We start from the raw sequence: 1034 nt of genomic DNA on the forward strand, positions 1-1034 counted from the left end.
GCCGGTGGTGGTGTCGGGTCGTTCTGTGGGTGTGGTGGGTGAGCTGGCGGGCCGGTTGGGGGGTGTGGCGGGGTCTGGGCGGTTGGTGGATGTGGGGTTGTCGTCGGTGGTGTCGCGGTCGGTGTTCGAGCACCGGGCGGTGGTGCTGGCCGAGGACTCTGTGGGGTTGGGTGCTGGTCTGGATGCTGTGGCCGGGGGTGTTCCATCGCCTGGTGTGGTGTCGGGTGTGGTGTCGGTCGAGGGTGGCCGGTCGGTGTTTGTGTTTCCGGGTCAGGGGACGCAGTGGGTGGGGATGGCGGTGCGGCTGTGGGCGGAGTCGGCTGTGTTCGCGGAGTCGATGGCGCGGTGTGAGGCGGCGTTCGCGGGCTTGGTGGACTGGCGGTTGTCGCAGGTGCTGGGGGATGGGGCTGCGCTGGAGCGGGTGGATGTGGTGCAGCCGGTTTCGTTTGCGGTGATGGTGTCGCTGGCGCAGTTGTGGCGGTCGTTGGGTGTGGTGCCGGATGCGGTGGTGGGGCATTCGCAGGGGGAGATTGCTGCTGCGGTGGTGGCGGGTGGCCTGTCGTTGGAGGACGGGGCTCGTGTGGTGGCGTTGCGTGCGCGGTTGATCGGGCGTGAGCTGGCGGGGCGCGGTGGGATGGCGTCGGTGGCGTTGCCGGTGGCTGTGGTGGAGGAGCGTCTGGCCGGGTGGGCGGGGCGTTTGGGTGTGGCGGTGGTGAACGGGCCGTCTGCCACGGTGGTCGCGGGTGACACGGATGCGGTGGTGCGGTTCGTGGCGGGGTGTGAGGCGGAGGGGGTGCGGGCGCGTCGGCTGCCGGTGGACTATGCCTCGCATTCGGCGCATGTGGAGGCGGTGGGTGGTGAGCTGGAGGAGGTCCTGGCCGGTATCCGTCCGCGCAGTGGTTCGGTGCCGTTCTATTCGACGGTGGAGGCCGCGGCGGTCGACACCGCGTCGTTGGATGCGGGGTACTGGTTGAGGAATCTGCGTCGGCCGGTGCGGTTCCAGGAGACGGTCGAGCGGCTGCTGGCTGATGGTT

At 69.8% G+C, this 1034-nt stretch carries 1 protein-coding gene; it reads left to right on the forward strand.

All coding sequences use genetic code 11. From position 1 onward, the window contains the following. A partial coding sequence (locus tag GTY56_RS26810) for an acyltransferase domain-containing protein (RefSeq protein ID WP_161367879.1) occupies positions 1 to 1034 on the forward strand: 1034 nt, incomplete at both ends.

The sequence above is a fragment of the Streptomyces sp. SID5643 genome (genome assembly GCF_009872555.1).
Taxonomy (GTDB): Bacteria; Actinomycetota; Actinomycetes; order Streptomycetales; family Streptomycetaceae; genus Streptomyces; species Streptomyces iakyrus.